General features: G+C 67.2%; 28 protein-coding genes. 12 read left to right on the top strand and 16 right to left on the bottom strand.

The genetic code is table 11. The annotated features are described in order from the left end of the window. Positions 1-22: 22 nt before the first annotated feature. The 3 genes from boxB (at position 23) to BLW05_RS28470 (ending at position 3,319) form a co-directional block, all read left to right on the top strand. Complete coding sequence (gene boxB, locus BLW05_RS28460) at positions 23-1,450, top strand: benzoyl-CoA 2,3-epoxidase subunit BoxB (RefSeq protein ID WP_093166955.1); 1,428 nt, start codon at positions 23-25, stop codon at positions 1,448-1,450. A 135-nt stretch (positions 1,451-1,585) separates the two neighbouring features. After that, complete coding sequence (gene boxA, locus BLW05_RS28465) at positions 1,586-2,866, top strand: benzoyl-CoA 2,3-epoxidase subunit BoxA (protein ID WP_093166957.1); 1,281 nt, start codon at positions 1,586-1,588, stop codon at positions 2,864-2,866. A 3-nt stretch (positions 2,867-2,869) separates the two neighbouring features. After that, on the top strand, positions 2,870-3,319 hold the full coding sequence (locus tag BLW05_RS28470; RefSeq protein ID WP_093166959.1) for a MaoC family dehydratase: 450 nt from the start codon (positions 2,870-2,872) through the stop codon (positions 3,317-3,319). Between the two features lie 139 nt (positions 3,320-3,458). Here the strand turns inward: BLW05_RS28470 and BLW05_RS28475 are convergent, their stop codons facing one another. Further along, entirely contained in the window at positions 3,459-4,274 is an 816-nt protein-coding gene (locus tag BLW05_RS28475; protein WP_177142844.1) for a class I SAM-dependent methyltransferase, read from the bottom strand. 116 nt (positions 4,275-4,390) lie between these two features. On the opposite strand from BLW05_RS28475, the gene BLW05_RS28480 reads away from it, so the two are divergent. Then, positions 4,391-4,804, top strand: a complete 414-nt coding sequence (locus BLW05_RS28480) for a DUF1801 domain-containing protein (RefSeq protein ID WP_093166964.1) — start codon at positions 4,391-4,393, stop codon at positions 4,802-4,804. Between the two features lie 17 nt (positions 4,805-4,821). Here the strand turns inward: BLW05_RS28480 and BLW05_RS28485 are convergent, their stop codons facing one another. Both BLW05_RS28485 and BLW05_RS28490 read right to left on the bottom strand, forming a co-directional pair. Next, complete coding sequence (locus BLW05_RS28485; protein WP_093166966.1) at positions 4,822-5,862, bottom strand: MBL fold metallo-hydrolase; 1,041 nt, start codon at positions 5,860-5,862, stop codon at positions 4,822-4,824. 8 nt (positions 5,863-5,870) lie between these two features. Next, the gene (locus tag BLW05_RS28490; RefSeq protein ID WP_093166969.1) at positions 5,871-6,530 is read right to left on the bottom strand and encodes a peroxiredoxin; all 660 of its coding nucleotides are present in this window, start codon (positions 6,528-6,530) and stop codon (positions 5,871-5,873) included. Positions 6,531-6,712: 182 nt separating this feature from the next. On the opposite strand from BLW05_RS28490, the gene BLW05_RS28495 reads away from it, so the two are divergent. The 3 genes from BLW05_RS28495 (at position 6,713) to BLW05_RS28505 (ending at position 10,209) form a co-directional block, all read left to right on the top strand. Next, positions 6,713-8,740, top strand: a complete 2,028-nt coding sequence (locus BLW05_RS28495) for an acetoacetate--CoA ligase (protein ID WP_093166971.1) — start codon at positions 6,713-6,715, stop codon at positions 8,738-8,740. Further along, entirely contained in the window at positions 8,737-9,168 is a 432-nt protein-coding gene (locus tag BLW05_RS28500) for a YbaY family lipoprotein (RefSeq protein ID WP_093166973.1), read from the top strand. Before BLW05_RS28495 ends, BLW05_RS28500 begins: the two co-directional genes overlap by 4 nt. 66 nt (positions 9,169-9,234) lie before the next feature. After that, positions 9,235-10,209, top strand: coding sequence for a Bug family tripartite tricarboxylate transporter substrate binding protein (locus tag BLW05_RS28505; protein WP_093166975.1), 975 nt, complete (start codon positions 9,235-9,237; stop codon positions 10,207-10,209). A 39-nt stretch (positions 10,210-10,248) separates the two neighbouring features. On the opposite strand, the gene BLW05_RS28510 is transcribed toward BLW05_RS28505, so the two are convergent. Then, positions 10,249-10,650 carry a phage holin family protein gene (locus BLW05_RS28510; RefSeq protein WP_093166977.1) on the bottom strand — a complete coding sequence of 134 codons (402 nt, stop codon included), beginning with the start codon at positions 10,648-10,650 and terminating at the stop codon, positions 10,249-10,251. A gap of 115 nt (positions 10,651-10,765) precedes the next feature. On the opposite strand from BLW05_RS28510, the gene BLW05_RS28515 reads away from it, so the two are divergent. Further along, positions 10,766-11,272 (top strand): MerR family transcriptional regulator, encoded by a 507-nt coding sequence (locus BLW05_RS28515; protein WP_093166979.1) that lies wholly within the window; start codon positions 10,766-10,768, stop codon positions 11,270-11,272. Then, positions 11,269-12,819 carry an MFS transporter gene (locus BLW05_RS28520; protein WP_093166981.1) on the top strand — a complete coding sequence of 517 codons (1,551 nt, stop codon included), beginning with the start codon at positions 11,269-11,271 and terminating at the stop codon, positions 12,817-12,819. The genes BLW05_RS28515 and BLW05_RS28520 overlap by 4 nt, the downstream gene beginning before the upstream one ends. An 8-nt stretch (positions 12,820-12,827) precedes the next feature. Here the strand turns inward: BLW05_RS28520 and BLW05_RS28525 are convergent, their stop codons facing one another. Beyond that, a complete protein-coding gene (locus tag BLW05_RS28525) occupies positions 12,828-13,109 on the bottom strand; it encodes a hypothetical protein (protein WP_093166983.1) in 282 nt (93 codons plus the stop codon). A gap of 157 nt (positions 13,110-13,266) precedes the next feature. Here BLW05_RS28525 and BLW05_RS28530 point away from each other — a divergent pair, with 157 nt between their 5' ends. Then, positions 13,267-13,905, top strand: a complete 639-nt coding sequence (locus tag BLW05_RS28530) for a hypothetical protein (RefSeq protein ID WP_093166985.1) — start codon at positions 13,267-13,269, stop codon at positions 13,903-13,905. 19 nt (positions 13,906-13,924) lie between these two features. Here the strand turns inward: BLW05_RS28530 and BLW05_RS28535 are convergent, their stop codons facing one another. Further along, positions 13,925-14,539: a hypothetical protein gene (locus BLW05_RS28535; RefSeq protein ID WP_177142845.1), complete on the bottom strand. Its 615-nt coding sequence runs from the start codon at positions 14,537-14,539 to the stop codon at positions 13,925-13,927. Positions 14,540-14,720: 181 nt separating this feature from the next. Here BLW05_RS28535 and BLW05_RS28540 point away from each other — a divergent pair, with 181 nt between their 5' ends. After that, the gene (locus tag BLW05_RS28540; RefSeq protein WP_093166990.1) at positions 14,721-16,001 is read left to right on the top strand and encodes a CynX/NimT family MFS transporter; all 1,281 of its coding nucleotides are present in this window, start codon (positions 14,721-14,723) and stop codon (positions 15,999-16,001) included. A 15-nt stretch (positions 16,002-16,016) separates the two neighbouring features. Here BLW05_RS28540 and BLW05_RS28545 read toward each other — a convergent pair whose 3' ends face one another. Continuing rightward, complete coding sequence (locus BLW05_RS28545) at positions 16,017-16,328, bottom strand: hypothetical protein (protein WP_093166992.1); 312 nt, start codon at positions 16,326-16,328, stop codon at positions 16,017-16,019. A 36-nt stretch (positions 16,329-16,364) separates the two neighbouring features. After that, entirely contained in the window at positions 16,365-17,261 is an 897-nt protein-coding gene (locus BLW05_RS28550; protein WP_093166994.1) for a hypothetical protein, read from the bottom strand. A 127-nt stretch (positions 17,262-17,388) separates the two neighbouring features. Between BLW05_RS28550 and BLW05_RS28555 the strand changes: the two genes are divergently transcribed. Then, positions 17,389-17,772 (top strand): hypothetical protein, encoded by a 384-nt coding sequence (locus tag BLW05_RS28555; RefSeq protein WP_093166996.1) that lies wholly within the window; start codon positions 17,389-17,391, stop codon positions 17,770-17,772. A 14-nt stretch (positions 17,773-17,786) separates the two neighbouring features. Here the strand turns inward: BLW05_RS28555 and BLW05_RS28560 are convergent, their stop codons facing one another. From BLW05_RS28560 to BLW05_RS28595, 8 genes are all read right to left on the bottom strand, one after another. Continuing rightward, positions 17,787-18,383: a hypothetical protein gene (locus tag BLW05_RS28560; RefSeq protein WP_093166998.1), complete on the bottom strand. Its 597-nt coding sequence runs from the start codon at positions 18,381-18,383 to the stop codon at positions 17,787-17,789. Positions 18,384-18,477: 94 nt separating this feature from the next. Further along, positions 18,478-18,777 (bottom strand): hypothetical protein, encoded by a 300-nt coding sequence (locus tag BLW05_RS28565; protein WP_093167000.1) that lies wholly within the window; start codon positions 18,775-18,777, stop codon positions 18,478-18,480. Positions 18,778-18,951: 174 nt separating this feature from the next. Continuing rightward, positions 18,952-19,350 (bottom strand): nuclear transport factor 2 family protein, encoded by a 399-nt coding sequence (locus BLW05_RS28570; RefSeq protein ID WP_093167002.1) that lies wholly within the window; start codon positions 19,348-19,350, stop codon positions 18,952-18,954. Positions 19,351-19,406: 56 nt separating this feature from the next. Next, positions 19,407-20,945: an efflux transporter outer membrane subunit gene (locus tag BLW05_RS28575; RefSeq protein WP_093167004.1), complete on the bottom strand. Its 1,539-nt coding sequence runs from the start codon at positions 20,943-20,945 to the stop codon at positions 19,407-19,409. Positions 20,946-20,968: 23 nt separating this feature from the next. Then, positions 20,969-22,099: an ABC transporter permease gene (locus tag BLW05_RS28580; protein WP_093167006.1), complete on the bottom strand. Its 1,131-nt coding sequence runs from the start codon at positions 22,097-22,099 to the stop codon at positions 20,969-20,971. 9 nt (positions 22,100-22,108) lie between these two features. Then, positions 22,109-23,272: an ABC transporter permease gene (locus tag BLW05_RS28585; RefSeq protein ID WP_093167009.1), complete on the bottom strand. Its 1,164-nt coding sequence runs from the start codon at positions 23,270-23,272 to the stop codon at positions 22,109-22,111. Beyond that, positions 23,269-25,059, bottom strand: a complete 1,791-nt coding sequence (locus tag BLW05_RS28590) for an ATP-binding cassette domain-containing protein (RefSeq protein WP_093167011.1) — start codon at positions 25,057-25,059, stop codon at positions 23,269-23,271. Before BLW05_RS28590 ends, BLW05_RS28585 begins: the two co-directional genes overlap by 4 nt. Continuing rightward, a complete protein-coding gene (locus tag BLW05_RS28595) occupies positions 25,059-26,105 on the bottom strand; it encodes an HlyD family secretion protein (RefSeq protein ID WP_093167013.1) in 1,047 nt (348 codons plus the stop codon). The genes BLW05_RS28590 and BLW05_RS28595 overlap by 1 nt, the downstream gene beginning before the upstream one ends. Positions 26,106-26,183 lie beyond the last annotated feature (78 nt).

The following is a 26,183-nucleotide window of genomic DNA, read 5'->3' on the forward strand; positions in this document are numbered from 1 at the left end:
CGAACACTCAAGGAAACAAGTCATGAGCACGATCAACTACAGCGAGAAGATTCCGAACAACGTCAACCTGAGCGAAGACCGCACCCTGCAGCGGGCGCTCGAAAGCTGGCAGCCGAACTTCATCAACTGGTGGGACGACGTCGGGCCCGAGGGCTCGACCAACTTCGACGTGTACCTGCGCACGGCAGTGAGCGTCGATCCGAACGGCTGGGCCCAGTTCGGCCACGTGAAGATGCGCGACTACCGCTGGGGCATCTTCCTGAATCCGGGCGATGCGAGCCGCGAGATCCACTTCGGCGACCACAAGGGCGAGAAGGCCTGGCAGGACGTGCCCGGCGAGCACCGCGCCAACCTGCGGCGCATCATCGTCACGCAGGGCGACACCGAGCCGGCGTCGGTCGAGCAGCAGCGCCACCTGGGCCTGACCTGCCCGAGCCAGTACGACCTGCGCAACCTGTTCCAGGTCAACGTCGAGGAAGGCCGTCACCTCTGGGCGATGGTCTACCTGCTGCACAAGTACTTCGGCCGCGATGGCCGCGAGGAAGCCGAGGCGCTGCTGCAGCGCCAGTCCGGCGATCAGGACAACCCGCGCATCCTCGGCGCCTTCAACGAGAAGACGCCCGACTGGCTCGCGTTCTTCATGTTCACCTACTTCACCGACCGCGACGGCAAGTTCCAGCTCTCCGCGCTGGCCGAAAGCGCGTTCGACCCGCTGTCGCGCACGACCAAGTTCATGCTGACGGAAGAAGCGCACCACATGTTCGTCGGCGAAAGCGGCGTCTCGCGCGTGCTGCAGCGCACCGCGCAGGTGATGAACGAGCTCAAGACCGACGATCCGAAGAAGGTGCGCGAAGCCGGCGCGATCGACCTCGGCACCATCCAGCGCTACCTGAACTTCCACTACAGCGTCACCATCGACCTCTTCGGCGCGGACCAGTCGAGCAACGCCGCCATCTTCTACAGCTCGGGCCTCAAGGGCCGCTACGAAGAAGGCAAGCGCACCGACGACCACGTGCTCAAGGGCCAGACCTACAAGGTGCTCGAAGTGGTGAACGGCCAGCTCCTCGAAAAGGAAGTGCCGATGCTCAACGCGCTCAACGAAGTGCTGCGCGACGACTTCATCAAGGACTCGATGGCCGGCGTTGCGCGTTGGAACAAGGTGCTCGAAAAGGCCGGCATCCCGACCCGACTCACCGTGCCGCACAAGGCCTTCAACCGCCAGATCGGCGCACTCGCCGGCATCAAGATGTCGCCCGATGGCCGCGTGGTGAGTGAGGCCGAATGGGCCGCGAAGAAGAGCGAATGGCTGCCCACGCCCGAAGACTTTGCTTTCGTGGCATCGTTGATGGGCCGCGTGGTCGATCCGGGCAAGTTCGCCGGCTGGATCGCCCCTCCGGTGATGGGCATCAACCGCCAGCCGGTTGATTTCGAATACGTCAGATTTGGCTAACCCCCAGGCTGCGCGCACTGCGTGTCGCTTCGCCAACCCCCTTTCAGGGGGCAACACCAGCGGCCCGGCAAAGCCGGTTCCGCGGTGTTCCTGGAATAGGCTGCGGACGGCAGGGAAGAAATAAGGAGACCTACGATGGACATGGCCGTTGACGTGAAAGTGATCAGGCAGCACCTGATCGATCCTGAAATCTGCATCCGCTGCAACACCTGCGAAGCGACCTGCCCGGTCAATGCCATCACCCACGACGATCGCAACTACGTCGTGCGCGCGGATGTGTGCAACAGCTGCATGGCCTGCATCTCGCCGTGCCCGACCGGCTCGATCGACAACTGGCGCACCATGCCGGCCGCGCGGGCTTACTCGATCGAAGAGCAGTTGACGTGGGACGAGCTGCCCGCCGAACTCTCGCCCGAGCAACTCGAGGCCGAAGGCCTGGGTGCCACGGACGAAGTGCAGCTTCAGGCTGCGGCAACTGCCGTGCCGCAGCCGCAGTCCGCACCAGGCGAAGTCGCCTTCAATTCCGCGCAGTACGGCGCCACCACGCCGCCGTGGTCCGCTGCGCATGCGTACACCAACCTCTATCCGCCCAAGAGCCCGACCACCGCGACGGTCGTCGGCAACTTCAACTGCACCGAAGCCGGCTACGAGAACCAGACGCACCACATCGTGCTCGACTTCGGAGCGATGCCGTTCCCGGTGCTCGAAGGACAGTCGATCGCGATCATCCCGCCGGGCGTCGATGCCAACGGCAAGCCGCACTTCGCGCGGCAGTACTCGATCGCGAGCCCGCGCAACGGCGAGCGGCCCGGCTACAACAACGTCTCGCTGACCGTGAAGCGCGTGCTGGAGGACCACCAGGGCAAGCCGGTGCGCGGCGTGTGCAGCAACTACGTCTGCGACCTCAAGGTCGGCGACAAGGTGCAGGTCATCGGGCCCTTCGGCAACTCCTTCCTGATGCCGAACCATCCGAAGTCGCACATCGTGATGATCTGCACCGGCACCGGCAGCGCACCGATGCGCGCGATGACCGAGTGGCGCCGTCGCCTGCGCAAGAGCGGCAAGTTCGAAGGTGGCAAGCTGATGCTGTTCTTCGGCGCGCGCACGCAGCAGGAACTGCCGTACTTCGGCCCGCTGCAGACGCTGCCCAAGGACTTCATCGACATCAACTTCGCGTTCTCGCGCACGACCGGCCAGCCCAAGCGCTACGTGCAGGACGCGATGCGCGAGCGCAAGGCGGATCTCGTCGAGCTGCTCAAGGACGGCCAGAGCCACTTCTACGTGTGTGGCCTCAAGAGCATGGAGGAGGGCGTGGTGCTCGCACTGCGCGATGTCGCGACCGAAGCCGGCCTCGACTGGGACACCGTCGGCGCCTCGCTCAAGCGCGAAGGCCGCCTGCACCTAGAGACGTACTGACGGATGAAGTTCGCCGAGTTCCACGCGGGGCAGGTCATCGAGGCCGGGCCCTATCTCGTGACCGAGGCGGAGCTTCTTCAGTTCGCGAAGGCCTACGACCCCCAGTGGTTCCACACCGACGCGGCGCTTTCGGCCGAAGGTGCGTTCGGCGGCCTCATTGCGAGCGGCTGGCACACGGCGGCGATCGCGATGCGGCTCGTCGCTGACGCGGCACTCGCGGGCTCCGAGTCCTTTGCGTCGCCGGGGCTGCAATACCTCAAGTGGCCCAACCCGGTGCGGCCCGGCGACAGCCTTCGGCTCGTCGCCGAGGTGATCGAAGCGCGCCGCTCTGAAAAGCGCGCGACCCTGGGCATCCTGCGCTGGCGCTGGCAGCTTTTCAACCAGCGCGAGTTGCCTGTGCTCGACCTGGAAGCGACGAGTCTGTTCAGGCTTCCCGAGTCTTCCGGCCGGTGACAGGCCGCGCCGTGTTTCGAGCGCTCAACCCTCGAAGCCCAGCAGCTTGCGCAGGAGCGCAGTGAGCTGTTCGCGTTCGGCCTCGCTCAACCGTGCGCTGGCCGAATCGACATACGACGCCGCGCCCGCGGCGCTTGTGTCAGGGCTTGCGCGCCACTGCCAGCACCGCGGGCATCGGCACTTCGTAGCCGCCTTCGGTTCTGTAGGGCTCCAGCGCATCCAGGATCGCATCGTCGATCGCATCGAGCACCTCGGTGCGTTGCCGCTGCAACGTGCCGCGCATTCGCACCGTGCCGGTCTTCACCGTCAGCAGGATCTGCTCGCCCGAGGCCGCGCGCCAGCTCTGCGGCAGCCGTGTCACCGCCACATCCGCGAAGCCCGCCTCGGCTAAAGCCTTCTCGCTGGTCGCTGCATCCGCGAACTGGAACATCGGCGGGCCGGCCGGGAGGCCGGTCTCCTGCGAGCCGATCGAAGCGACCGCCCCGAGCACGGCGCCGTAGAGCTTCGCCTGCTGCGGCATGTCCCAGACCGTGAACGCGAGTCGGCCGCCGGGCTTGAGCACGCGGAAGGCTTCGCGGAAGAACTGCCCGGGATCGGGAAAGTGCAGCACGCCGTAGTTCGACACGATCGCATCGAAGTGCCCGGCTTCGAACGGCAGGTTGCCGGCATCGGCTTCGACGAAGCTCGCCGCGGGATAGCGTCGCGCGGCGAGCCGCACCTGCTCGGCCGAGAAATCGATCCCGACGACTTCGGCCCCTCGCGCCAGCGCTGCCCCCGCTGCGTAACCCGCGCCGCATGCCGCGTCGAGCACCACGCTGCCTTTGGTCACGTGTGCGGCATCGAGCAGCGGCGCGATCGATTGCGTCGTCAACCCGGAGAGAAGGTCGTCGTAGCCTGCGCACACCGTCGGGTCCGCCCAGCCGGCGTGCTCGAAATCGCGGAAGGCATCGCTCATGCGCTTCCTCCATGGCGAGTGGGTCGATCGCACGATGGTGCGCGGGCCTGCCGGGAGTGTCAATCGCGCGGCTCCTCCGGATAAAGTAGCCGGCTTTGCATCGACAGGAGTCGCGCATGAAGAAGTCGGAATCGATCCAGGGCCCGCCACCATCCCAGCTGATCGACGAGAAGATCGCTGCACTCGGCGACTGGCGCGGCGAGACCCTGGCCCGCATGCGCAAGCTCATCAGGGAGGCGGACCCGGAGGTCGTGGAAACCTGGAAGTGGATGGGCACGCCCGTCTGGGAACACGACGGGATCCTCTGCACCGGCGAGTCCTACAAGTCGGTCGTGAAGCTGACCTTTGCCAAGGGCGCGTCGCTGGACGATCCGGCGAAGCTCTTCAATTCGAGCCTGGACGGCAACGTCCGCCGCGCGATCGATATCCACGAAGGCGAAAAAGTAGATGCCAGCGCGTTCAAGGCGCTCATCCGTGCGGCGATCGCGCTCAACACCACCGCGAAAGCGAAGCTCAAGCGGGCGAAATAGTGGTCCGCTGGCCCGGCTCAGGCCTCCTTGCCGGACTTCAGCGGGTAGCCCGCCTCGCGCCACGCCTTCATGCCACCGTCGAGCGCCACCGCGCGCACGAAGCCCATGGAGCGCAGTGTCGCGGCAGCGAGGGTGGAGATGTAGCCCAGCTCGCAGCACGCGAGGATGCGGCGGGTCGGGTCCGGCAGGTCCTGGTTCACGCGCAGTTCGAGCTGCCCGCGTGGCAACAGGCGCGCGCCGGGGATGTGGCCCGCTTCATAGGCATCGCGCTCGCGCACGTCGAGCACGATCAGGTCGTCCTCGCCGGCTTCCACGCGCGACTTGAGTTCGGCCAGCGACATGAAGGGCACCGCCGCTGTCGCCTCGGCCAGCAGGCTCGCCACTGTCTTGCCGCCGCTCATGTTCGTGCGCAGCGCCTCGGTGATGTGCGTGGGCATCGTGAGGTTGAGGTTGCGCATCATCTCCACGAACTCGGCGCGGTCGCGCTTCTGCAGCCGCGGGTTGGTCGCGATCTCGTCGCCGATGGTCGAGTGGCTGCGCCCCTTGTAGTCGTGCGCCGGGTAGACCTTGAGCGAGGGGTCGAGCTTCAGCACCTTGTTGAAGAGGCTGTCGTAGAGCTGCTCCGGATCGCCACTCGGCAGGTCAGTGCGGCCGGTCGCGCCGATGAGCAGCGTGTCGCCGGTGAAGATCCTGTCGCCCACCAGCAGGCACATCGAATCGGCCGTGTGGCCCGGCGTGTGGATCGCTTGCAGGCGCAGTTTGCCGAGCACCACCATCTCGCCGTCGCCGATGCGCATGTCGACGAAGGGTGCGGGGCTCGCGCGGTGCATCACCACGGGCAGGTCGAGCCGGCGCGCGAGTTCGCGCGTGGCCGAGAAGTGGTCGGCGTGCGTGTGCGTGTCGATCAGGTAGCGCAGCCGCACGCCCTCGCGCGACGCGAGTGCGAGGTAGTGGTCGATCTGGCTCAGCTCCGGATCGATCAGCGCGGCCACGCAGGCCTGGTCGCACCCGATCAGGTACGACTGGCAGCCGCCGGTGGCGATCTGCTCGAAGACCATGAGCCCGATCAGCCCGGCTGCTTCACCACCCGCAGATAGGGCTTCGGCGCCTTCCAGCCGTCGGGGAAGAGCTTCTTCGCGTCGTCGTCCGAGACCGAGCCCGCGATGATCACGTCCTCGCCCTGTTTCCAGTTGACCGGCGTCGCAACCTTGTGCGCGGCGGTGAGCTGCATCGAGTCGAGCACGCGCAGGATCTCGTCGAAGTTGCGGCCGGTGGTCATCGGGTAGGTGAGCATCAGCTTGATCTTCTTGTCCGGGCCGATGATGAACACCGAGCGCACGGTGGCGTTGGTCGCGGCGGTGCGGCCGTCGGACGAGCCCGGCTCCTCGGCCGGCAGCATGTTGTAGAGCTTGGCGACATTCAAGTCGGTGTCGCCGATCATCGGGTACTTGGGCAGATGGCCCTGCGTTTCCTCGATGTCCTTGGCCCACTTGTCGTGCGCGTCCACCGGATCGATGCTCAGGCCGATGAGCTTCGCGTTGCGCTTGGTGAACTCGGGCTCGATCTTCGCCATGTAGCCCAGTTCGGTGGTGCACACCGGCGTGAAGTCCTTGGGATGCGAGAACAGGATCGCCCACTTGTCGCCGATCCAGTCGTGGAACTTGATGGGGCCCTGGGTGGTGTTGGCCGTGAAATCGGGTGCAACATCGTTGATGCGCAGTGACATGTTCGCTCCTTCAAGTTGGTGATGAATTCCGGACCCGCGACCCCGCGAACGGGGTGAGCAAGGAACCCAAAAGTACACCACGTTCCGATGACGCAGGCAAGGCATCGAACCCCCGTCGTCGCCCATGGGCCATGTGCTTTCCCGCATTGAAGGACCGGCCACTCGCGCGCTAGGCTCGCAAAGTGAACAAGACCGCCCAGACACCCGCCCCCTTCATCCCCCGGATCCGCCTCTATCAGGATTGGCTGCGCGACAAGCGCGGCCTGTCCTTCGATTCGTACGACGCGCTGTGGCGCTGGTCGACCACCGACCTGCCCGCGTTCTGGCAGAGCATCTGGGACTTCTTCGGCATGCAGTCGCCCACGCCGCACAGCGTTGTCGTCGACGACACGCACATGCCGGGGACCCGGTGGTTTCCGGGGGCGCAGGTCAACTACGCGCGCGAGGTCTTCCGTCATGCCGATGCAGCGCACGCAGCCGGCATGCTGGCCGTCGTCGCCGAGAACGAACTCGGCGACGTGCGCGAGATCTCCTGGCCCGAACTGCGCCGCCAGGTGGCCTCCGTCGCGTTGAAGCTGAAGGAACTCGGCGTGCAGCGCGGCGACCGTGTCGCGGCCTACATGCCCAACGTGCCCGAGACCCTCGTCGCGTTTCTCGCCTGCTCGAGCATCGGCGCGGTGTGGAGCGTCTGCGCGCCCGACATGGGCACCGCGGCGGTGGTCGACCGCTTCCGCCAGATCGAACCCAAGGTGCTGATCGCGGTCGATGGCATCCACTACGGCGGCAAGCTGCTCGATCGCGGCGCCGTGGTGCAGGAACTGCGCGCCGCATTGCCGAGCGTGCAAAAGCTGCTGCTGGTGCGCACGCACTTCGCTTCCGCGCGCATCGAAGCCGAAGCCGAGTGGAAGGACGCCGCCTCGCGGGGCGACGCCGCGACCGCCGCCTTCGAGCCCGAATGGCTGCCCTTCGACCATCCGATCTGGATCGTCTATTCGAGCGGCACCACCGGCCTGCCCAAGCCGATCGTCCACGGGCAGGGCGGCATCCTCGTCAACATGTACGCCTGCGGCCTGCACCATGACCTCGGCCCGAGCTACAGCGCCAACAATTTCGGCGAGCGTTATCACTGGTACAGCTCGACGGGCTGGGTCATGTGGAACTCGCAGCTCTCCGGGCTGGCTTTCGGCGCGACCATCTGCATCTACGACGGCAACCCGGCAGGCAGCCGCGAGAAACCCGACTGGGGTGTGCTGTGGCGCTTCGTCGCGCGGCACAAGGTGACTTTCTTCGGCGCAGGTGCGGCGTACTTCGCCAACTGCATGAAGGCGGGACTGGTCGCCAGGGACTGTGGCGATCTCTCGCGCGTGCGCGCGCTCGGCAGCACCGGCTCGCCGCTGTCGGAAGACGTGCAGCGCTGGGGCTCCGCGCAGGTGCTCGGGGCCGGCTCGCCGGAAGTCTGGTGGTACAACATTTCGGGGGGTACCGATTTCTGCGGCGCCTTCGTCGGCGGCAACCGCGAACTGCCCGAAGTGCCGGGGCAGATGCAATGCCGATTCCTTGGCGCGGCTGTCGAGGCGTGGAACGAGAACGGCGAGCCGGTCATCGGCGAAGTCGGCGAGCTCGTCTGCACGAAACCCATCCCTTCGATGCCGCTGTACTTCTGGGGCGACGAAGGCAATGCACGCTTGCTGTCGAGCTACTTCGACACCTACCCCGGCGTCTGGCGCCACGGCGACTGGATCCGGATCGGCGAGGACGGCGGCTGCATCATCTACGGCCGCAGCGACGCGACCATCAATCGCCAGGGCCTGCGCATGGGCACCAGCGAGATCTACAGCGCGGTCGAAGGCTTGCCTGAAGTGCTCGACTCGATGGTGGTCGATCTCGAATACCTCGGCCGCGAAAGCTACATGCCGCTCTTCGTCGTGCTGCGCCAGGGCGTGACACTCGACGACGCGATGCGGGCGAAGATCAACAACGCCATCAAGACCTCGCTTTCGCCGCGCTTCGTGCCCAACGAGATCTTCCAGGTCGCGGAGATCCCGCGCACGCTCTCGGGCAAGAAGCAGGAACTGCCGATCAAGAAGCTGCTGCTCGGCCAGCCGATCGAGAAGGTGGTCAACCGCGAGGCGATGGCGAATCCTGGCTGCCTCGACTGGTACGTCGCCTTCGCGTCGGCGCATGCGCAGGCGCAGAATCGGGGCGCATGAACAAGCGCGCCGCACTCCATACCCTTCTTGCCGCCGCCGCGCTGCCGTTGCTCGCGGCCTGCGGGACCGATCCATCGGTGCCGCCGAAGCCCGAATTCGTGCGCGTGACCGGCACCGTCGCGTACCGCGAGCGCATCGCGCTCGATCCGTCCGCCGAGATCGTGGTGCAGCTTCTCGACGCCTCCCGCATGGACGCGCCGGCCGCCGTGCTCGCCGAACAGCGCATCCGCGCCGACGGCAGGCAGGTGCCCATCGGCTTCGAGCTCAGCGTCGACCCGGCGCGCATCGATCCGCGCATGCGCTACAACGTCTCGGCGCGCATCCTCCAGGACGGGAAACTGCTCTTCATCACCGACCGGGCGTACCCGGTGCTCACCTACCGCGAAGGCAACACCGCGAGCCTGATGCTCACGCGCGTGGACCGCTGAGATCGTCGGGCGCACCGGCTACGATCGGGAGCGCCAGTGCATCCATCCTCGCCGACCCCTGATCCCATGAACAACCTCCGCAAACTCACCCGCCGCTCGATCGTTGCCTTCGCGGTACTCGCCATCGGCGCGGGCGCGCAGGCCCAGCCCTCGTCCAAGCCCATCCGCCTCGTGGTGCCCTTCGGTCCCGGCGGCGTCGCCGACCTCACCGCGCGCACCGTGGCGCAGAAGATGTCGGAGTCCATGGGCCAGCCCATCGTCATCGACAACAAGCCCGGCGCGGGCGGCGTGGTCGCGAGCGACACGGTCGCCAAGGCGCCGGCCGACGGACTCACCATGCTGCTGATGTCGAACGGGAACGCGGTCAGCGTGGGCCTCTTCAACAAGTTGCCGTTCGACACGGTGAAGGACTTCGCGCCGGTCTCGATGCTTGGCTATTTCGACATGGCGGTGGTCACTGCGGCGAACTCGAAGTTCAAGACCATGCAGGACCTGCTCGCCTACGCGAAGGCCAATCCCGGCAAGGTCAACATCGGCACCATCAACACGGGCAGCACGCAGCATCTGGCGGCCGAGCTGCTCAAGCGCAGCACCGGCATCGACGTGCAGGTGATTCCCTTCAACGGCTCGCCCGCGTTGATCACCGCGCTGCGCGGCGGTCAGGTCGATGCGGGGGTCGAGATCCTCGCGCCCATCCTCGGCCAGCTCGATGGCAAGGCGTTGCGCGCGATCGCGACCATGGGCGCCAAGCGCTCCTTCGCGCTGCCTGACACGCCGACCGTCGCTGAAAGCGGCGTGCCGGGGTTCAATGTCGCGTCGTGGAACGCGCTCGCTGTGCCTGCCAAGACGCCGCCGGAAGTAGTCGCGCGGCTCAACAAGGAAGCGAACAAGGCGCTCGGCTCGCCGGACGTCAAGGAGCGCCTGCGCACTCTCGGCGTCGAAGCGGCCGGCAGCACGCCGGAGCAGCAGGCGAAGGTGCTCAAGGACGAGATCAAGCGCTGGTCGGACGTGATCCGGCAGGCGGGCATTCCGAAGCAGTGAGCTTCGCGGACGGTTCGCGCACCGTCCGGCCGCATCGGCCTAGAGCCACTTGCCCTCGGAGGGCATCTGGATGCGCGTCTCCGGCGAGCCGCCGTCGATCGTGGCGCTGATGAAAAAGCTCAGGATCGAGATGAAGATGCTCGCGAACAGGGCGGTCCAGAAGCCCGACACCTTGAAGCCCCGCACCAGCGCCGAGACCAGCAGGATCATCAGCGCGTTGATCACCAGCAGGAAGAGCCCGAAGGTCAGCAGCGTGAGCGGCAGCGTGAGGATGATCAGGAGCGGCCGCACGATCGCGTTCGCGAAACCCAGCAGCAGCGCCGCGATGATGATCGAGCCCGCGCCCTCGAACTTGATTCCCTTGAACAGATAGCTCGCCACCCACAGCGACAGGGCGGTGATCGCCCAGGTGATGAGGAACGAGGGGAGGTAGTCGGACATGTCGGTCTTTCTCTTCGTTGGGAATGACCGGCCGATCATATCGGCGCATCCGCCCGACGCCGGGCACTTCGTCCAAACATGTACGTGAACGTACACGTTTTGGTAGAATGGCGGCATGACCGACACCAAGGGTTCCATCACCGTCCGCGAAGCCGCCGAGCGGCTCGGCGTGACGCCGCGCACCCTCAAGTACTACGAGGAGCTCGGCCTGGTTGTTCCCGCGCGCAGCGAGGGTCGCTATCGCCTCTATGAGCCCGGCGACATCGACAAGCTCGCGCGCGTGCTCCGTTTGCGCTCCCTCGGCTTTTCGCTCACGGCCATCACCACCATGCTCCAGCAGCCCTTCGAGGCGCCTGCGGATGGCGGTCGTCCGCGCCTGTCGAACGCCTCGCTCAAGACGCTGAAGGCCACGCTCGCCGCCCAGCTCGAAACGCTGGACAACCGCGTCGAGCAGGTGCGCCGCGAGCTCAAGGAGGCTGCCGCGATGCAGGCGCAACTGCGCCGCGACATCGACTACGTCGAGCGCCGGCTCAACGGCGAATCGCTCGAAGCGATCCTCGATGAGCGCAGGCGTGAAGCACCCGAGCGCAAGGCGGCGCTGCGGAAATCGATGCCGTCATGAGCAGTTCACTGTCAGCCCTGCCGCAGCGCGGACTCGCCGCCGTCGCACTCGCGCCGTGGGTCATCGGCGTCATCACGGGCATCGACTACTTCGACAACGCGCTGTTCGCCTTCTTCGCGAGCTACATCGCGGGCGGCGTGAGCGCGTCCGCCGACGAGCTGGTCTGGGCCTCCAGCGCCTATGCACTTGGCGCGGTGCTCGGCATCCTGCAGCAGCATGCGTGGGTGGAACGGATCGGCTATCGCCGCTATCTCGCGATCTCGATGTTCGCCTTCGCCGCCGGCGGCGTCTTCGCGGCGCTCAGCGACAACTCGGTGCAGCTCATGCTTGCGCGCGGCTTCCAGGGCTACTTCGTCGGGCCGATGCTCGGCGCGTGTCGCATCCTGATCCAGATCGGCATCCCGCTGCAGCGGCGAGCGAAGTCGCTGCGCGTGTTCATGGCCATGATCATCTTCAGCGGTGCGCTCGCGCCCATCATCGGCGCGTGGCTGGTCACGCATTTCGAATGGCGCTCGCTTTTCTTCTGCACTGCGCCGATCGCGGTGCTCACCGGCGCGCTGGCGCTGTGGACGCTGCCCGACATCGGCGACGTCGCGCCGCATCAGCGCACCGAGCCGCACTACGTCGCCTACGTCGTCTTCGCGCTCGCCCAGGCCGCGCTGCAGCTCGTGCTGACCCGCGCCCATTTCGAGCTCTTCTCCGGCTCGCCCACGCTCATCGGCCTCGCGCTGGCCGGCATCGGAGGCCTCGGCTGGTTCGGGTATCACCAGTGGAAGCATCCCGCGCCGCTGGTGCGGCTGCAGGGGCTCCGGGAGGCGAGCTTCCAGGTGGGGCTCGCGCTCTACGTCGTCTACTACTACCTGTCCACCGGCTTCAGCTACCTGCTGCCGCGCATGATGGAAGGCGGCCTCGGCTTCACGGTCGGTGACACCGGCACCTTCACCGGCGCGATGTCGCTCGTGGGCGGGCTGATGATGTTCGTCTACATGAAGTTCTCGTCCCGCGTCACCCGCAAGCGCTGGCTGGTGGTGCCGGGCTTCGTCATTGCGGCCATCGCGGGCTTCTGGCTTGCCCGCATGTCGCCGCAGGCCGGGCGTGCGCAGCTCGTGGTGCCGCTGCTGCTGCGGGGGCTGATGATGCTCTTCGTCATGCTGCCGGTGGCCGGCGTCACCTTCCGCTCCTTCAAGGGCGAGGACTTCGCGCACAGCTACCGGCTCAAGAACCTGCTGCGACAGCTCGCGATCTCATTCGCGACCGCGAGCGTCATTGCGCTCCAGCAGCACCGCGTCGCGCTGCACGAGACGCGGCTCAGCGAATCGGCCAACCTCGGCAATGCCACCTTCGTCCAGTCGCTCGACATGCTCACGCGCGGCTTCCAGGCGGCCGGTCACGCGGCGAGCGAGGCGCACACGATGGCGCTGGCCTCGCTTTCGCGCATGCTCGAGCAACAAGCCACCTTCATGGCCTCGCTCGACGGCTTCCAGGTAATGGCGGTGATCGCGATCGTCGCGGCGATCTATGCCGCGTCGCAGAAGGTGCTGGACTAGAACCCCGTTCAGGCCGGAACGCGCAGGTTCGCCAGCTTCAACTGCAGCTCCTCCGCCACATCATGCGCGCGGTGGGCCATGACGGCGACCGGGTAGCTGCCGAGCCGGATTCGTTCGTAGCTCACGATGGCGAAGCGGAACTCGGTGCCCAGTGCCGCCGCGGCATCGCGCAGGCAATGTGCGATCGACTGCAGCCCCTCGCGCGCATAGCGCCGCGTTCCGTCGCCGATCCCGACGTAGGCGGTGAAGTTCTTTTCTCCGCATTTGGTGATCTCGACTTCAGGCTGCATGTCACTTTCCAGTAGCTTCTTCTTTGGGGACCGTCAGGGCAACCCGCGAAGATACAAACACTGGCCGTGTCGCGCCATCACCGAAAACCGTGATCGGCCTGCGAAAAACGCCGCGCAGCCCCCTGTTTTCCGGCTTCATTCCTGCCGATAGAGCGGAGTGACCACGACTGCCGCCAGCGATGCCAGCTACCGGATCCTCATGCGCGAAGGGTGCAGGATCGTGTACGGCCACATGCCGCTGCCGGAGTTTCTCGCGCTGGTGCGGCAGGCGAGCGATCACGAGGTGCTCCACGCCGGCACCGCCCGCATGCTGGATGCGACCGCCGTCATCGGCCTGCCGGCCGCGCTCGCACGCCTGCGCCGGCGCGAAACCCCGGCGGCGATCGAGCGGGTGCGGGCCCGGCTCGGCCGCGCAGCCCTGCGGCTCGACCCCGACGCGCTGCGCTGGCTGGCTACGGGGGAGCACGGCCCGGCCTGTCTCGCGCTCTTCCTGCTGCTGACCGGTGTGCGTCCCATGCACTACCGCGGCACGCTGCGCGACTTTCCTCGCGATGCCGGCGCCTTCCGGCGCTGCCGTCTGCTGATCGAACAGGTGCCGTCGCTGCGGCAGGCGCTCGCAGTACTGGCCGAGCGTGTTCACGAACCCGGCGTGGCCGAATGGGCAGCGCTCGCCCAGTCATGGGACGACATCTGCGCCCACATGGACTACGAGGCGTCCGACTGGCGCTACAGCGCCGCCGAGGCATCGGGCACCACTGCCGTGCTCGCATGCTTCCGGGAACTGGAGGCGGCCTGAGCCGGCGGCCGCCCGCCGCTCATTCGGCCCTGCGCCCGCCGCCCATCCGTCCGCGCCGCTGCAGGAAGCGCCGCAGCCACGCATTGGCGCGCGGCGTGCGACCGCTGGTGGCGTCGGCATGCGCCATGCGGTCGCTGAAGATCTTCCATTCCGCCGCCAGTGCGGCATTGAGCGAGGCCAGGTTCTGCTGGTTGTACTGCCACGTCGCGGCCACCACGAACTGACCCGAATGCTCGGGCTCCGGTCGCGGCGTGATCACGATGTTTTCCGCGCCGATGCTCTGCAGCAGCGCCGAGCGCGAACCCGCCAGCCGCACGCCGCCGCCATAGCCGTCGATTTCGCGGTTCAGCAGGAAGCTGATCGTGGTCACGTTCGAGAAGTGCTCGGCGATATGCACCGTCACCCCGAGCAGCGACACGCGGCCGAAGTTCAGCCTGTGAAGCCGTCGCGAGGCCTCGTCCGTCGACGGGTTGTAGTGCGCGAGGAGAATGCGCGTGCCGCCGAGGCTCAGCGGCACCGGGTCCACCACGCCCGCAAGGATCTCGCCGAAATGGACGCAGATCGGCTCCCCCGGCACGCATGGCGCGCCGTCCCGTCCCGAGAAACACAGCGCATCGAAGTTCATCGTTGGCACGGCCTCATAGTTATTGTTGCCATGAGCGGCCATTCTGCGGCGAGTGCACACATATCAATCAGCTGAACAGAGCGGTGTTTTCCCGGCTGTGCGCGCGGCTACTGAAGCCCGCAGGCGCGGCGCGGGGACCGTCCGGCTACAGTCCCCTGCGCTTCGCATCCATCCAACAACAATCCAGACAATGCCATCCACAGCCCGGACGTCCGGTCCTCGCGCGGACGTCCGCCCCGGCACCGCCGCTTCTGCTTCCGTCCCTGCATCTCCCGTCCAGGCCGCTCACGCGCAGACGCGCGCCCGCCAGGTGCTGCTGGGCCTGAGCCTGATCCTCATCGCCTTCAACCTGCGCCCGGTGTTCGGCAGCCTCTCGGTGCTGCTGCCCGAAGTCATGAAGGACACCGGCCTCGGCGCCTCCGGTGCGAGCCTGCTCACCACGCTGCCGCTGCTGTGCCTCGGCATCTTCGCGGCGCCTGCACCGGCGCTGGCGCGGCGATTCGGTCCCGAACGCACGTTGCTGGGTGCGCTGGTCCTGATCTGCATCGGCACGCTGCTGCGCGGCACGGGCGACCTCGCGATGCTGTTCATCTCGTCGGCGCTGGCCGGCGCGGGCATTGCGGTCGGCAACGTGCTGCTGCCCGGACTCGTCAAGCGCGACTTCGCCAGCCACGCGGCGATGATGACCGGCTTCTATACCCTTGCCGTGTGCGCCGGCGCGTCGAGCGCCGCCGCCTTCACCGTGCCGCTCGAGCACCTTTTCGGCGGCTCCTGGACCGCGGCGCTCGCCTTCTGGGCGCTGCCCGCCGGCCTGGTCGTGCTGCTCTGGGCGCCCCAGGCGCTCGCCGCGCGCCCGCGGCCGACGGGGCCGGGCGCCCATGTCGGCAGCCTGTGGCGCGACCCGCTCGCGTGGCAGGTCACCGGCTTCATGGGCCTGCAGTCCTCGCTCGCCTACATCGTCATGGGATGGCTCTCGCCGATCCTGCGCGAGCGCGGCCTCGACAGCCAGACCGCCGGCTACGTGCTGGCCGTCTCCATCCTCGTGCAGCTCGGCACCTGCCTCGTCACGCCCTCCCTGGCCGCACGCTGCCGCGACCAGCGCGGGCTGGCGCTCGGACTCACGACGATCATCCTCGTCTCGCTGCTGGCATTCCTCTTCGCGCCGCTCGACAGCGTCTGGCTGTGGACCGTGTTGCTCGGGCTGGGGCAGGGCGGATCCTTCGCGCTCGCGCTCGCCCTGATCGTCATGCGTTCGCCCGATGCCAACGTCACTGCGCAACTGTCGGCCATGGCGCAGGGCTGCGGCTACGTGCTGGCCTCTGCCGGCCCGCTGATCGCCGGACTGCTGCGCGGCTGGACCGGCGGCTTCGAGAGCTCCGCCGCGCTGATGGTCGTCATCGGCATCGGGATGGCCTGGAGCGGCTGGGGCGCGGGGCGGCGGATGACGGTGCTGCGGCCACGCCGCGCCTGAAGGCGCGAAGCCGCCTCAGCCGGGCAGCTCGAACGCTTCCCTGAACGCCGCGCAGAACGCCTCGGTACCGCTGACCGACAACGTCACCGTGTGCCGCGGATCGCCGGGCGCGTCTTCCTGCAGTTCCTGCAGGTCGTAGTCCCAGTCCCCGCCGTCTTCCACCGGGCCGCGCCGCCCGGCGAAGACGCCGTTGGCCCAGCCGAGCACCTTTTCGACCTCCGCGTGCACCGCGGCGATCTGCTCCGGGCGAACGGTGGCCATGGCGTCAAACACGCCGACGCCTTCGGTGTCTTCGCTGTAGTCGAAATCCAGATAGTCCAGGGTCATGCGGCGAAGCTACCCCAAGTCGGAGCCCGCGCGGGGTCACCGCGCCTGCACCGCCGCCAGCCAGAGTTGCGCGCCCTGCTGCGGCGTCGACGTCCATGTCACGTTGTAGCTGCCGGCCGACGAAACCTGCTTGACCGCCACCGCGCACTGCACCAGCGCGCCAGCCGCCAGCACTGAATCGATCACCGCGAATCCGCCGTCGGGCGTGGCCGTCTTGATGCCATCGACGCCCGCATCACCCCACCACCATGCCACCAGCAGCGCCGGGCCGGTCGTCGTGACGCTGGCGCTGGTCAGCGGCTGGCCCGACAGCACCTCGCGCCACTTCACGTCGCGCACCAGGCCGCCGCCGGTGATCTCGACCACCGACAGCGTCACTTCGTCGATCGGGTTCGGCTTGGCGACGGAGACCGTGTGACCGGTCATCCCGCGCGCCTTCTCGCAGGCGAACAGCACCGTGCCCGAGCCGGGATAGAGCGTGTAGGCGTGCGTCGTGTCGAGCTGGACGAACGCATTCCCCGCGTTGTCCGTCGGCGTTGCGCTGGCCGCCTGATCGCCCCGCCCGACGCTGACCAGCAGGGTGCTTCCGCTCGCGCGCGTGGACATCCCCGAAACCGACAGCGCCGGGGCCGACGTATTCAGCCCGTGGAAGTTCAGGCCATGGGCGCCCAGCGCGGGCGCCGCCAGTGCGGACGACGACGTCGGGGGTGGAGGCGGAGAAGCCGATGGAGAGGGCGAAGGCGGCGGTGACGTCGTCGCAGTCCCCGAGGTCGCGACAAATGCAACCCCGCCACCGCTGCTGCCGCCGCCGCAGCCTGCGATCGTGCTGCCGCCGGACGCCGCCCCGACCGCCGCCAGCGCGCACATGCGCTGCAGCAGATCGCGACGCTCGTTTTGCGGCGCATCGGCCGCACTGCCGGGAGATTCGTTCATGGAGGCTCTCCGTTCGCTTCGACCGCCATTCTGGAAGCAAACCCACGGCTCAGTTGTCCGCAAAAACCACCAGTCGCCGAGCGGCGCAGGACCGCGATGCCTGCGCCAGAATGTCCGGACGCCCGCCATGAACCTCGACCCCTTCATCCGCGTCAACGAGCTGCCGTTCAACGCCTCGAAGGAAGACGTGCAGCGCCTGCATGGCGCGCCCCTGAAGACCGGCCGCAACAGCGTCGGCCTGAACGAGCTCGACTACGGATCGGTCATCTACCGCTTCCAGGACTGCGGCCGGCTCGAAGAGGTCACCCTGCAGGCGGCCGTCGTCATCATCGGCGCTCGCTCGGTCGGCTTCGACGCGCTCTCGTTCTTCATCCACGCCGAGGACGAAGGCTGCTTCGAAAAAGCCGGCTTTCTCGTCTCGCCCCGCTTCGGCATCGCCTTCGACCCGAAAGAGCCGTTCTGGGTGACGGCGCTGGCCGCGCACTGCCTCGACGAGTGGCGCCGCCTGTAGCGCACAGTTGCTGACTATCTCGGCCCAGCGAGCACCAACGGAATGAGCGTCTGCTCGTTGCCGTAGCTGATCTCCAGCTTCGCGCTCGCCGTGCCGCGCGGAAGCGCGAACAGCACCGCGCCGTCCTTGGCGGAACGCGCCGGCACCAGCTCGTTGAGATTGCTCTCCGGCGCCGTCGGCACCCCGTCGAGCATCAGGCGAAACGACCGGTCCCAGAAATTCGCGTCGTAGCTGTTGTTGTTCATCATGCGGATCTGGATCCGCAGCGCATCCTTCTCGGCGGTCTGCGGCGACAGCGTTGCCGACAGCAGCGTGAACGTCGCGGTGTCGAGCTTGTATTCGCGCAGCTCGGGCAACGATACCGGATGGCTCGCCGCCGCCAGCGTCGAAGCCGGCGCGGCCGAAGCCGGCGGAGGCCCAGAACTCCCCGCGCCCTGAGACGACTGTTGCTGCTGAGGCGCCGGCGCCGCGGGCGGCTGCGGCGACCCGATCCAGCCCACCTGCTTGAGCGCGACCAGCAGCCCTGCGAAGGCCGTCGTGGCCGCCGTCACGCTGGCGATGATCCCCGGCAGGGTCTGCCACCAGGACTTGACCTTCTCTTCGTCCGCCATGAGGGACCCTTCCTCGTGATGCTGATACACGACGAAGGATTCTCATGCGGCGAATGGCGGCTGTCACTCTGCCGCATGGCGGGTGCGGTCGAGCTCAGAGCGTGCGCCAGATCTCGTCGTGGACCGTTCCGGGCATGAAGCAGTCGACGTACTTGTTGACGATCTCCCAGTACTTCTGGTCGCCGATGAACTTGAGGTTGATCTCGTCATACGCCGCGAGATCCTTGTGCCGGGTCGTCCAGCCGATGCGCTGGGGATTGCCGCCCACCGGCAGCAGCACCTCCACGTCGAGCTTGTAGGCCTCCTTGATGTAGCCCACGATCTCTTTCGAAAACGCCAGCATGCTGGCGTTCTTGCCCGGCGCGATACCGGCGGTGCGGATGAAGGCAATCATCTGGGAACTCCTCCCGCCGAAGAGGAGCGGCGGACTTCGGCACGGGATGTGCCGGGAGACACTCTGCGCCTTGCGCGCGGACCGAGGCTAGGGGTAAGCCTGATTGGAAGTTGGCGAGCCGGTCAGCGACCGGCTCGTGGGTGTGACGGCCGGGGTGGCTTGGCGACGCAACGCCTACTTGGCAGCAGCCTGGCGGGCCGCCGTATCCGCAGTGCCGATCCAGCGGTTGATCTTGCCGCCCTTGAGCGTGAACACATGAACCCACTCGCTGTCGAACGGCGTTCCGTTCGGCAGCGGCTTCACCCGCTCCCAGCCGAGCACCGTCACATGGTCCGGCCCCGCCAGGAATTCACGCGGCTCGAATTGCTGGATGTCGTCGTTCTGCGCCAGCGTGACGAACCAGGCCTCCACCTCCTTCTTGCCGGTGAACTTGCCTCCATACGGAATGCCGGTGCCCGGGCTGGCGTGGAACCGCCAGTCCACGTCATCGGTGAGCAAGGCAAGAATTCCCGGGATGTCGCGGCGTCCGAAAGCGGCGTAGGCCTGCTGGACGATTTCCGATGGGGTGCTCATTGGGCGTCCTCCATGCTGACGGGGAATCTTTCAGTCTAGTCAGGGGATTCTTCAATTCAACCCGTCTTCCCAGCCAGTCGCGACGACCCGCCCATGTCCCCGGCCCCACCCAACGCCTTCGAAACCGCCACCAACCCCAACGCCAACCGACTCGAACTCTCCGTGTAGTCCCTCTGGGCCTGCAGCCAGGTCCGCTCCGCATCGAGCTGCACCAGAAAGTCCGTCAGCCCGTGCTCATACCGCACGCGCGCGAGCTGCAGCGCGTCGCGGCTGCTGCGTTCCTTCACGGCGAGTTGCGCGTTGCGGCTGCGTTCGGCTGTGTAGGCACTCAGCGCGTCGTCGATTTCGTGCCATGCCTTCAGCACGGTCTGCTGGTAGGCCACTGCAGCTTCCTGTTGCTGCAGTTCGCGCAGTTCCACGGTGGCGCGGCGGCGGCCGTTGTCGAAGATGGGCAGTTGCAAGCTCGGCCCGATGGACCACGTGCGGCTGCCCCAGTCGGTAAAGCTGTCGCCGTCGACGGATTCGAAGCCGAACTTCGCGCCGATGGTGACGCGCGGGTACAGGTCGGCCACGGCGACGCCGATGTTGGCGGTGGCGGCATGCAGTTGGGCCTGCGCCATCTGGATGTCGGGCCGGCGCAGCGCCATGTCCGACGGTACGCCGAGCGAAAGGTCGGGCAGAGCCGCTGTCGCCGCGCTGTCGCGCAGCGGCGCCAGTTGCGATTGCAGTGCGCCGGGCCGTTCGCCGAGCAGCAGGGTGATCTGGTTGGTGGCCTGCGCTTCCTGCGTGAGCAACTGGGGCAGGCGCGCGCGCAGGTCGGCGGCTTGCGCGTTCTGGCGCGCGACGTCGAGGTCGGTGGTGAGTCCGCCGTCGGCGCGGGCCTTGACCAGCTGCAGCGTTTCCTCGGACGCCGCGATGTCCTCGCGCGCGAGCCGGATCTGGCGTTGCACCGCGCGCAGCTCGAAGTAGTGGCGCGCGACTTCCGCCTGCACGCTGAGCTGCGCCTGCGCGAGCATGGCTTGCGACGCGGCCATGCCGGCATCGGCGGATTCGATGGAGCGCCTCACGCGGCCCCACAGGTCGAGTTCCCACGAGGCGTCGAAACCGGCCTGGTAGAAGTTGTGCGGCTCGCTCAGGATCTGGAGCAACTGGGCGCTGTTGGCAGGATTGATGGCGCCGATCAGTCGCGAGGTCTCGCCACTCTCGCTCAGCCGCAGCCGCGAAACGCCCGCACTGGCGTTGACCTGGATGCCTTTCTGCGATTCGACGATGCTGCGTTGCGCGCGGCTTTGCGCGAAGCGCAGCGCGGCGGTCTGCAGGTCGGGGTTGGCTTCGAGCGCGCGTGCTTGCAGCGCGTCGAGCACCGGGTCGTTGAACATGCCCCAGTCTTGCGGCGCGGCACTCGCGGTGGGCGCGGTGCGCTCGGCATTGGCGAGTTCGGACGATCCGCCGTGCCAGGCGGCGAAGTCGGCCGGGGCTTCGGTCGTCTGAGGCTTGAAGTCGGGGCCGACGGCGCAGCCGGCGAGCACCGCGACCGCGATCAGCGCGGCAACACCGGCGATGGCGGTGGTGTGGGAACGTGCGGAGGTCTTCATGTCATTCCCTTCGGTGTGCGGGTTCAGACGAGCCGATGTCTAAAGAGCCACGCGGCGAGCGGCAGCGTGATGGCCGCGATGATGAAAAGCGGGATGAGGTTGTGCCAGACGGCGAGCAGGCCCACGCCTTCGAGGTACACGCGCTGCACGAGGTCGATCGCAAAGCGCAGCGGATTGGCGAGCGTGGCGATTTGCAGCGCTTGGGGCATGTTGCTCACCGGCGTGGTGAGGCCCGACAGCAGCATCATCGGCATGATGAGAACGAAGGTGTAGAGCATCGCCTGCTGCATGTTGGTCGACACCGCCGAGATCGACAGGCCGACACCCACGCTCGCGATGGTGAAGGCCGACAGCCCGATGTAGAGCGTGATGAGCGACCCGGCCATCGGCACCCTGAACCACAGCAGCGTGATCAGCAGCACGATGGTGGACTGCACCAGCCCGATGAAGACCGGCGGCAGCGCCTTGCCGATCATGATTTCCGTCGGGGAAAGGGGCGTGACCAGCAACTGGTCGAAGGTGCCTTGCTCGCGCTCCCTGGCCACCGAGAGTGCGGTGAGCAGCAGGGTCTGGATCATGCTGAGCGCGGCGATCATGCCGGGCATGAAGTTCCAGCGCGTCTCCAGGTTGGGGTTGAACCAGGCGCGCGATTCGATGCGCACCGGCGCCTGGATGCCGCCGTGCCGCTGCCGCCATTCGTCGTTGAAGGCGTTGACCACCGAGGCGACAAAGCCCGAGGCCGAGCCGGCGGTGTTGGAGTTGCGCGCATCGATGATCACCTGGATGGGCGCGTCTTCGCCCGCGTTGAGCTGGCGCTCGAAGTCGGGCCCGATCTGGATGACGACGAGCGCATCCTGCCGATTGACCATCGGTGCGATCTGATCTGGCGACGTGAGCGTGGCGGCGCGCTTGAACACACCGGTGCCGTCGAGCTTGGCGATGAATTCGGTGGAGGCGCCGCTGCGGCTCTGGTCGAGCAGCGCATAGTCGACGTGCGTCAGGTCATAGGTGGCCGCGTAGCCGAAGAGCAGGCTCTGCATCAGCGCCGGCACGATGAGGATCACGCGGCTCGACGGATCCTTGAGGATCGCGAGCAGTTCCTTGCGGCACAGGTGGGCCACGCGCCGCAGGAAGTCGAGGAATGAGCCGTTCATGCTTGTCCTTCAGTCCAGCTTCTTGCGGGTCACGAAGCGCGCGATGCCGAGCAGCACCACGGCATACACCAGCAGGATCAGGCAGTTGCGCACGATGAGCGACCACACGTTGCCCGCCAGGAACAGCGTGCGGATCAGCTCCATGAAGTAGGTGGCCGGCAGCGCCTGCCCGACGATGCGGATCACGGTCGGCACGTTGCGCAGGTCGAAGAGAAAGCCCGACAGCATGAGCGAGGGCAGGAAGCTCGAAATGAGCGCCACCTGGCTCGCAAGGAACTGGTTGCGTGTGACCGACGAGATGACCAGGCCCACGCCGACCGCGACCAGCAGGTAGAGCATCGCGCTCACCACGATCGCGGCGAGCGATCCGTACATCGGCACATCGAACAGAAAGCGCGCCGCGACGAGACACAGCATCAGGCCGACCATGCCGATGCCGAAATAGGGAATGATCTTCGCCAGCAGGATTTCCACCGGGCGCACCGGCGTCACGAAGAGCGATTCGAGCGTGCCGCGCTCCCATTCGCGCGCCATCACGAGCGCGGTGAGAAAGGCGCCGACCAGCGTCATGATGAGCACGATCAACCCCGGCACCAGATACCAGGTGCTGGTGTTGGCGGTGTTGAACCACAGCCGCTGCTCGATGGTGATCGCACCGATGCCAGCGCCCTGCGGTGCGCCGCCCGCTCGGTCGACGATGCGCTGCGCGTTCTGCATCAGAGCGCCGGTCGCATAGCGCAGCACGATGTTGGCCTTGTTCGCGTCCGCGCCGTGCACGATCACCTGAATGCTTGCATCACCCGCCGCCAGTCGGCGCGAGAAGTCGCTGGGTACGCGGACGATGCCATCGACCTTGCGCTGGTGCATCAGCGCTTCGGCATCGCGCATCGAGGTCAGCATCACCGGCGAGATGTACGGCGTGAGCTGCAGGCCCGAGACCGCCTGCACCGCGGTGGGCGACGTGTCTTCGAGCACCACCGCCATCGGCGCATTCTTCACGTCGAGCGACAGGCCGTAGCCGAAGATCAGGATCAGGATGATCGGCAGGAGGATGCCGATCGCGATGCTGCTCGGGTCGCGGATGAGCTGGCGTGTTTCCTTGCGCGTGAGCGCGATCAGGCGGCGGGCGAAGCGGCTCTGCGTGCCGCTGTCCGAAGGTGCGGGCGCGCTCATGCCGGTGCTCCCTGCGCCGGTGCGCGCTTGGCCTCTCGCGCCTGCTTCACGATGTCGATGAAGGCCTCTTCCATGCTCAGGCGACTGTCCTCGGCGCTGCCCGCCTGCACGCGCACTTGTTGCGGCGTGCCGATGGCGAGGAGCTTGCCTGCATCCTGGATCACGATGCGGTCGCAGTACTCCGCCTCTTCCATGAAGTGCGTGGTGATGATGATCGTCACGCCCGCTTCGGCCAGCGCGGTGATGCGCCGCCAGAACTCGCGCCGCGCGAGCGGGTCGGTGCCGCTGGTGGGTTCGTCGAGGAAGAGGATCTCCGGCTCGTGCAGCAGGCCGGTCGCCATCGCGAGCCGCTGCTTGAAGCCGCCCGGGAGCTGGCCGCTGGTGGCCTGTTCCTGTCCGACGAGGTCGAACTGCTGCAGCACGGTCTGCATGCGGTCGTGCAGCCGCTTGCGGCGCAGGCCGTAGGCGCCGCCGAAGAACTGCAGGTTCTCGGTCACGGTGAGGTTGCCGTACAGCGCGAACTTCTGCGAGACGTAGCCGATCTTGCTGCGCGCGTGGGCGCGCGCGGTGCGCAGGTTCACGCCGGCCACCTGCAGGAAGCCGCTGCTCGCGGGCAGCAGTCCGCAGAGCATGCGGAAGGTGGTGGTCTTGCCCGCTCCATTGGGGCCGAGCAGGCCGAAGATTTCTCCGCGCCGCACGTCGAAGCTGGTGCTGGCCACGGCGGTGAAGTCGCCGAACTTGCGCACGAGGTCCTTCACCTGGATGACCACGTCATCCTTCGATTCGCCGTTGGGCGAAGTCGTTGCAGGGTGCGCCGGTGCGGCTCTTGCCTTTGCCTTTGCCTGCTGCGCGCGCAGCAGCACCATGAAGCCGTCTTCGAGCCGCGCGGGCACCGGCTCGACGGGAGCGCCATCGAGCAGCGTATCGACCGAAGCGGCATCCGCATCGGGACGGCGGATGAACCGCACCTCGCCGCCCTGCGGCACCGCATCGATGATCGATGCCGGCGCGTCGAGCAGCTTCGCCTGCAAGGTGCGCGGCGCCGTGCCCTTCGGCGGCGTCGCGATGAAGCACAGGTCCTTCGCGTTGTTGCGGATCTCGCCCGGCGCACCCTGCGCAATGAGTTTGCCGCCGTGCAGCACGAACACCTGCGCGCAGCGCTCGGCCTCGTCGAGGTAGGCGGTGCTGACGATGACGGAAAGCTGCTCGTCATCGACGAGCTGCTGCACGATCTCCCACAGCTCGCGGCGCGAGAGCGGGTCGACGCCCACCGTGGGCTCGTCGAGCAGCAGCAGCGCCGGCGAACGCACCAGCGTGCACGCCAGGCCGAGCTTCTGCTTCATGCCGCCGGAGAGCTTGCCCGCCGGGCGATCGGTGAAGCGGCCGAGGTCGGTCATCTCCATCAGCCGCGCGTAGCGGTCGCGGCGCACCGACTTGCTCACGCCGTGCAGGTCGGCATAGAGGTCGAGGTTCTCCTGCACGCTCAGGTCTTCATAGAGGCCGAAGCGTTGCGGCATGTAGCTGATGCGGTCCTGCACCGATTGCGGGTCTTTCGCGACGTCGATGCCGAGCACGCTGAGCGAGCCTTCATCCGCGCTCATCAGGCCGGCGGCGAGGCGCAGCAGCGTGGTCTTGCCGGCGCCGTCGGGTCCGACCAGCGCGGTGAGCTTGCCGGCGGGCACGTCGAGCGTCACATCGTCGAGCGCACGGGTGGGCTCGGCGACGCCCTTGATCCGGAAGCGCTTGTGCAGGCCGCGGCCTGCGAGCGCTGGCGCGGCGGTGGCCATCAGGGCTTGCTCCCGGCGTTCGCCGCGTTGCTGTTCGCGTTGGCGTTGCCGGCGTCGAGCGCAAGGCGCACCGTCACCGGCATCCCGAGCCGAAGGCGGTCTTCGGGGTCGTCGGCGAGCACGCGGATTTCGTAGACGAGGCTGCTGCGCAGTTCCTCCGTCTGCACCGTCTTCGGCGTGAATTCCGCGACGGACGAGATGTAGCCCACCTTGCCCGTGAGCGGCTGCCCCGGGTGACTGTCGGTGTGCAGCGTGGCCGCCATGCCGGGCTTCACGCGGCCGAGGTCGGCTTCGGTCACATAGGCGCGCACCCACTTCGGATCGGTGATCGCGAGCGTGAACACCGGCCGCTGCGGCGAGGCCATGTCGCCGGGCTCCATGAGCCGTGCGCGCACCACCGCGTTGATGGGTGCCCGGAGTTGCGCCTGATCCAGCTGGTGCTTGAGCACGGCGAGCGATGCGACCGCCACGTCGAGCTGCGCCTGTGCCTGCGCGATGTCTTCCTTGCGCGGGCCGGTGACGACGAGCTGCTGCGCCTTGCGTACGTTCTCGAGCTGGGCGAGCGCGGTCTTCTGGCGGGCCTGCGCGGCATCGAGGTCCTGCTGGCTCACCGCGCGGCCGGAGGTCGTCTGCCGGATCGACTGAAGCCGTTCGAGCTGCTGATGTGCGAGCTCGGCATCGGCCTGGGCCGCCGAGACCTGTGCGCGAGCCTGCGCGATTTCTTCGGGGCGGCTGCCGGTCTTGAGCTTCTGCAGGACTTGCTGCTGCACCGCGATCTGCGCCTCGGACTGCGCGATCTGCAATTCCAGCGTGCGCGTGTCGAGCTCGCCGAGCACCTGCCCGGCGGTGACGCGGTCGCCTTCCTGCACGTTGAGCCTGCCGATGCGCTCCGCGCCGTTGAAGGCGAGCGAGACCTGTCGCAGATCGACATTGCCGTAGAGCACCAGTTCGTGCGCGTTGACAGGCTGGCGGTTGAAGTACCACGCCGCCAGAGCGGCTGCGGCTGCGAGAACGACGGCCCCGAGGATGATCGGCTTCTTGTTCATGGTCTCTCTCTGCGCAAGGATGACGCTGCGTTGTCGATGAAGTAGACTGGATAATATCGAATTTGAATTCAAATTCAA

Origin of the sequence: Variovorax sp. YR216 (assembly GCF_900107745.1) — a bacterium.
GTDB lineage: Bacteria > Pseudomonadota > Gammaproteobacteria > Burkholderiales > Burkholderiaceae_C > Variovorax.